Source organism: Streptomyces sp. W16 (genome assembly GCF_033194735.1).
In the GTDB taxonomy this organism is placed as follows: Bacteria; Actinomycetota; Actinomycetes; order Streptomycetales; family Streptomycetaceae; genus Streptomyces.
In genome coordinates this window covers 1-4,559 of sequence record NZ_JAWOAI010000665.1, presented here as the reverse complement: position 1 = coordinate 4,559, position 4,559 = coordinate 1, and the positions used below count along the sequence as shown (strand labels likewise).

Genomic DNA, 4,559 nt, shown 5'->3' with positions numbered 1-4,559 from the left:
GTGGCGGGGAACGGGCCCGGGACCGGCGGACCGGTGGGCACCGCAGGAGCGGACTGCGCGGCCGACGGCCCGGAAGGCGCCGTAGGAGAAGAGTCCGCGAGCGGCAGGCCGGTGGGCGTCGGCCATTCCGGTCGGCCGTCGAAGGCCGGAGTCGGTGCCTCCGTGTCGGCCGGCTGCCCGGGGAGTGCTCGGAAGAACTCCCCGGCCATTCGGCTCAGCGTCTCCTCGTCCGGCAGCCACGCAGGGGCGGCACCGTTACCGGTGGGTGGGGGCGTGGTCATGGCTACCGGTAACTCGGGGCGTAGTCATGGAACTTGTCCACCTCGACGTCGTCGAGCACGGCGAGCGCGTCCTCGGTGAGGACCGCGAGCGAGCAGTACAGGGAGATCAGGTAGGAGGCGATGGCGCTGCGGTCGATCTGCATGAAGCGCACCGACAGGCCCATCCCCTGCTCGCCCGAGAGCCCGGGCTGGAACAGTCCGACCACGCCCTGGCGCGACTCGCCGGTGCGCAGCAGGATGAACTTCGTCTTGCCGTTCTCCAGCGGGACCTTGTCCGACGGGATGATCGGCAGGCCGCGCCAGGTCAGGAACTGCGAGCCGAACATGCTGACCGTGGCCGGCGGTACGCCTCGCCGGGTGCACTCCCTGCCGAACGCGGCGATGCCCTCGGGATGAGTGAGGAAGAAGGCGGGCTGCTTCCACACCTTCGTGATGAGGGCGTCGAGGTCGTCCGGTGTCGGCGGCCCCGCCATGGTGGAGATCCGCTGGGTGGCCGCCGCGCTGGCCAGCATCCCGTACTCCGGGCTGTTGATCAGCTCGCCCTCCTGATGTTCCTTCACCGCCTCGATGGTCAGCCGCAGTTGCTGTGCGGTCTGGTTGTGCGGGCTGGAGTACAGGTCGGAGATGCGGGTGTGGAGGTCCAGGACGGTCTGTACGGCCTTGAGCCGGTACTCGCGGGGTTCGCGTTCGTAGTCGACGAAGGTGTCCGGCAGCGGCGACTCGTCGTAGTTGTCGCACTCGATGCGCACCGACTCGGGATGAACGACCTTGTTCACCCGGTAGATGCCTGCCTCGACCGGGACCCAGGACATCAGATGCACCAGCCAGCGAGGCGTGATGGAGCTCATCTGGGGAACGGTCTTGGTGGCGTTCGCGAGGGTTCGCGCCGCACCGTCGCTCACCGACATCGATCGCGACGGTGGATTCACAGCCGTGGTCATGCGCCATCTCCTTTCGGCGCCCGGTGGCCGGGCACGCGTGAGGGGTGAGATCGCCGACGGGGACAAATGCGGCCGAGATCTCTCGCACCCACTATCGATTCACCGTCGCAGTGAGCCCGGTAATGGTCCAATGCGTGTTTTCGAGGCTGTCATCGACGCGGACTATGATTCACAAATGATCGACTTGAGTCGGTTGCGCGTCCTGGTCGCCGTCGCCCGCGAGGGTTCGATCACGGCAGCCGCCGAGGCACTGCACTACGCCCAGCCGTCGGTGAGTCATCAACTCGCCAAGCTGGAGGCCGAGGTGGGCGTTCCGCTGTTGCAGCGGATGGGGCGCGGTATCCGGCTCACGGAGGCCGGGCGACTGCTGGTGGACCGGGCCGAGTCGATTCTCGCGCAGGTCGAGTCGGTGCACGCCGAACTGGACGAGCTGGCCGGGCTGCGCACCGGCCGGGTCCGGCTGGCCGCCTTTCCCTCGGCGCTGGCCACCCTGGTGCCGCTCGCCGCCGCCCGTGTGTCCGCCGAGCATCCCGCCGTCGAACTGACCCTGCGGGAGGCCGAACCGCCCGACGCGCTCAACGCCCTGCGCAACAACGACGTGGACGTGGCGCTGATCTTCGAACACGGCGATCCGCCCCAGCGCGATCGCCGCGACACCACGATGACACCGCTGCTCGACGAGCCGTTGTACGTGGTCACTCCGGCCAACCGGTGCTGGGACGGCCCCCGGGCGGAGCTGGCCACCTATGCCGACGCGCGCTGGATCGCCGGGTGCGAACGCTGCCGGGAGCATCTCGTCGCGGCCTGCGGGCGGGCCGGGTTCGAGCCGGTGGTCGAGTTCGAGACCGACGACTACGTCGCCGTGCAGGCGCTCGTCGCGGCCGGGCTCGGCGTGAGCCTGCTGCCGGGCCTCACCCTCCTCGCCAACAGGCACGCCGGGGTGCGGCTCCACCGCATCCCCGGCATGCGCCGCCAGGTCGTGGCCGCGGTCCACGGCAAGCCGCCCGCGTCCCAGCCGGCCCAAGTACTCCTCGACGCACTCGCCGCGACCGTCGCCGAACCGGAATGGCCGACCTGACCGGATCGGCCCTCTCCGGCATCGGATCGCCGAGGGTCCGCAGCACCTCCGCTTCGGCGGCGTCGTCGCCGGTGGTGCGAGCACGGTCCGGCAGTACCTCGGGGCGGGGCTCGTCGACGAACTCCAGCTGCATGTGGTGCCCGCACTGCTCGGCGCCGGACTGCGGCTCTTCGACGGAACAGGCACGGGACGGCGGCGCGTCGAGCAGGTCAGGGTGGTCGGCACTCCTCTCGCCACCCACCTGAAGTACCGCTTCGTGGATTGACCGTTCCGCCGGAACATCGTGGGAGGTCGCTCCTGGGCGCCCGGACGATCACCCGGTGTTCTGCAAGGAGATCGGGTCACCCACCCGGACCGTGCCCGTCTCCAGGACGTCCAGGTACACGCCGAGGCACGAGAGCCGGCCCAGGTCGAAGACCGGTACGCGGTGCTCTCGGGCGACCGCGCGCATGATGCCGGGGTCCGGCGGCAGTTCGTCGTGGCCGAGGGTGGGGACCACGCAGCGGGGTGTGGGCACCAGTACCCGGAACAGGGCCTCCCCCACCCGCAGACACGACCCCACCCAGGCGTCCTCCGGGAAACCGGGTCCCCCGGGGGTGTCCACGAGCAGGTTCGGCCGGAAGCGGCGGGCGTCGAAGTCCCCCGCGGGGTGGACGGTGCGCATCCGGTCCACGGCCGCGGTGGTGACGAGATGGACCCGGCCGAAGTCGAAGAACGTCCCCGGGGCGACGCCGCCCGTCGTGATGCTCTCCCCGGTGACGTCGACTGTCGCCGACTCCCGCACGGAGTCCGGGACACCGCCCTCGTACGCGGGGACCGCGCGCTCCAGCCTGCCGTCCTCCGGCACGTCGGCCGACAGGTGGACCTGGCGGCCGAGCAGTTTGGACAACTCCCCGTCCAGGTCCGGGTCTTCGACCGGGAGGGCGGTGCCGTCCGGCAGTACGACCCGGACCACGCCGGAGTCGTCCAGCCGGCTTCGGCAGCGCAGCAACTCGCCCCATTTGCGCGGGTGTTTGGCGCTGCCCACCGCGCCCGTCCCGTCGAGGACGGCGTAGACCCGGTCCCCGGAGAGCCCGCGCTCCGTGACCGACACGGCGGTCACGGCCTCGCCCACCATCGACTTCACCGGATAGCGGTACAGCGCCGCCACAGTCCCCATGGATCAACTATGGCGGGCCGGCCCCCCGGAACCCCAGCGGGTTTTCCGGGATCCAATCCCCGTCAGAGGGTGAGCAGTTCCTCGTAGAACCCGCCGAACTGCCTTTCCCGGTCGATGAGATGGATCTCCAGGATCCAGTGACTGGTGCGGCCGGCCTTGTCGGTGCGGCGCATGGGGGTGGTGTTGTCCGGGGTGACGTACGACTCGACGTGCGCGCCCTCGATCGACTCGTGCGGGAACTCGCCGACCAGGTGTCCGGCGTGCCAGCCGCCCAGCTCCCAGCCCGCCTTCTCGGCGAGGCGGACGACCTCGGTGTAAAGGCGTTCGCCGGTGATGTCCGGGGTGTTCCCGAAGAAGCTCCGGCCGGCCGCGAACACCTTGGGCAGGTCGTCGCGCAGCCGGTGCTTGACCGGGTCGTCACCGAGGACGAAGGTCCGGCCGAAGTCGGCCTCGTACTCCTCGAAGATCGGCCCGAAGTCGGCGAACACGATGTCGTCCGCGCCGATCACCCGGTCCGGCGGATTCTCCTTGTACGGCGCGAGGGTGTTCGGCCCGGAGCGCACGATCCGCTTGTGCCAGTGCCGGGTGGTGCCGAACATCTCGTTCGCGAGGTCGCGGATCCGGTCGCTGACCGCACGCTCCCCCTCGCCGGGCGCCACGAGCCCGCGCTCCTCGATCTCCGCGAAAAGCAGTGCGGCCTTGGCCTGGGCATCGAGCAGGCGTGCGGCCCGCGTGGGTTCGTCGTCAGCCATGGGCCGAACCTAACCAGCCCGATCATCGTCGGCAACGGGATTCCGCATGCCGGGCTCGCCGCACCCCGTGGCGCGGGACGGCAGTCTCATCCGGCGACGCGGGACGCGCGTGCCAGGAAGTGGTGCGGGGCGTCCTCGTAGCGGGACAGGTCCCAGCCCGCCGTGCGCAGGGCGGGGCGCAGGTTGATCTCCGCGAGGGGGTCGTCGGGGTCGAGTGGGCGGCCGTGGCGGGCGGCGCGTTCGGCGCGGCCGGAGGGGTGGTAGAGCAGCAGGGTGCCGTCGGGTGCGGTGACACGGGCCCATTCGCGCAGGGCCGCCGCGGGGTAGGGTACGTGGTTGATCAGGCCC

Annotated in this window: 4 protein-coding genes and 3 pseudogenes; 2 read left to right on the top strand and 5 right to left on the bottom strand. The window is 70.6% G+C overall.

Going from position 1 to position 4,559, the window contains the following annotated elements; all coding sequences use genetic code 11:
• Together R6V09_RS46615 and R6V09_RS46610 are read right to left on the bottom strand one after the other, a co-directional pair.
• Nucleotides 1-281: pseudogene (locus R6V09_RS46615) on the bottom strand (hypothetical protein); the annotation flags it as partial.
• 2 nt (nt 282-283) lie between these two features.
• Nucleotides 284-1,222: a family 2A encapsulin nanocompartment shell protein gene (locus R6V09_RS46610; RefSeq protein ID WP_317887524.1), complete on the bottom strand. Its 939-nt coding sequence runs from the start codon at nt 1,220-1,222 to the stop codon at nt 284-286.
• A gap of 175 nt (nt 1,223-1,397) precedes the next feature.
• Between R6V09_RS46610 and R6V09_RS46605 the strand changes: the two genes are divergently transcribed.
• Both R6V09_RS46605 and R6V09_RS46600 read left to right on the top strand, forming a co-directional pair.
• Nucleotides 1,398-2,300: a LysR family transcriptional regulator gene (locus tag R6V09_RS46605; protein WP_317887523.1), complete on the top strand. Its 903-nt coding sequence runs from the start codon at nt 1,398-1,400 to the stop codon at nt 2,298-2,300.
• Between the two features lie 64 nt (nt 2,301-2,364).
• A pseudogene (locus R6V09_RS46600) lies at nt 2,365-2,565 on the top strand (dihydrofolate reductase family protein); the annotation flags it as partial.
• 48 nt (nt 2,566-2,613) lie between these two features.
• Here the strand turns inward: R6V09_RS46600 and R6V09_RS46595 are convergent.
• From R6V09_RS46595 to R6V09_RS46585, 3 genes and pseudogenes are all read right to left on the bottom strand, one after another.
• Entirely contained in the window at nt 2,614-3,459 is an 846-nt protein-coding gene (locus tag R6V09_RS46595) for an MOSC domain-containing protein (RefSeq protein ID WP_317887522.1), read from the bottom strand.
• Nucleotides 3,460-3,521: 62 nt separating this feature from the next.
• Nucleotides 3,522-4,211, bottom strand: coding sequence for a M24 family metallopeptidase (locus R6V09_RS46590; RefSeq protein WP_317887521.1), 690 nt, complete (start codon nt 4,209-4,211; stop codon nt 3,522-3,524).
• A gap of 86 nt (nt 4,212-4,297) precedes the next feature.
• Nucleotides 4,298-4,559 (bottom strand): annotated as a pseudogene (locus R6V09_RS46585) (methyltransferase type 11); the annotation flags it as partial.

What these genes read in the sequence shown, in the direction of transcription:
- R6V09_RS46610 (WP_317887524.1), bottom strand. Translation starts at nt 1,222, where the DNA reads ATGACCACGGCTGTGAATCCACCGTCGCGATCGATGTCGGTGAGCGAC.
- R6V09_RS46605 (WP_317887523.1), top strand. Translation starts at nt 1,398, where the DNA reads ATGATCGACTTGAGTCGGTTGCGCGTCCTGGTCGCCGTCGCCCGCGAG.
- R6V09_RS46595 (WP_317887522.1), bottom strand. Translation starts at nt 3,459, where the DNA reads ATGGGGACTGTGGCGGCGCTGTACCGCTATCCGGTGAAGTCGATGGTG.
- R6V09_RS46590 (WP_317887521.1), bottom strand. Translation starts at nt 4,211, where the DNA reads ATGGCTGACGACGAACCCACGCGGGCCGCACGCCTGCTCGATGCCCAG.